This is a genomic window from Microcoleus sp. D3_18_C2, from assembly GCF_036702395.1.
GTDB lineage: Bacteria > Cyanobacteriota > Cyanobacteriia > Cyanobacteriales > Microcoleaceae > Microcoleus.
This window is the reverse complement of sequence record NZ_JAUBTG010000098.1, coordinates 9,467-10,164: the sequence shown is the minus strand read 5'-3', so window position 1 is coordinate 10,164 and position 698 is coordinate 9,467. Positions and strand designations below refer to the sequence as shown.

1 protein-coding gene is annotated in these 698 nt (G+C 44.8%); it reads left to right on the top strand.

The genetic code is table 11. From position 1 onward, the window contains the following. Positions 1-50: 50 nt before the first annotated feature. The coding region (locus QUA88_RS28475; protein WP_333275077.1) for a hypothetical protein at positions 51-698 on the top strand (648 nt) is incomplete at its 3' end.

Below are 698 nucleotides of genomic sequence, written 5' to 3'. Positions count from 1 at the left end.
GTTTTGTAGTTACTCAATAATTCTTCTCCAATATACCAGATTATGTTAACATGAAATTTAGATGCGTTCGCCCTGCTCCCAATTCCGATCCAAATCCTGCCGATCCAAAAACAGATTCTCCCGCAGTAGAAACTGAAAATCCGACTGTTTCCGAAAATCCCAATTCCGATCCAAATCCTGCCGATCCAAAAGCAGATTCTCCCGCAGGAGAAACTGAAAATCCGACTGTTTCCGAAAGTGCCAATTCTGCAACGGATGCTGCGGAAGCAAAAACGGAAACATCTGGCGCCGTTGAAACTAAAAATCCGACTGTTTCCGAAAGTGCCAATTCCGCGACGGATGCTGCGGAAGCAAAAACGGAAACATCTGGCGCCGTTGAAACTAAAAATCCGACTGTTTCCGAAAGTGCCAATTCCGCGACGGATTTGACGGAAGCAAAAACGGAAAATTCCTCTGCGACACAAACCAAAAATCCGACTGTTTCCGAAACTCCCAATTCCGATCCGAATTCTACCGATCCAAAAACAGATTCTCCCGCAGTAGAAACTGAAAATCCGACTGTTTCCGAAACTCCCAATTCCGATCCGAATTCTACCGATCCAAAAACGGAAAATTCCTCTGCGACACAAACCAAAAATCCGACTGTTTCCGAAAATCCCAATTCCGATCCAAATCCTGCCGATCCAAAAACGGAAAAT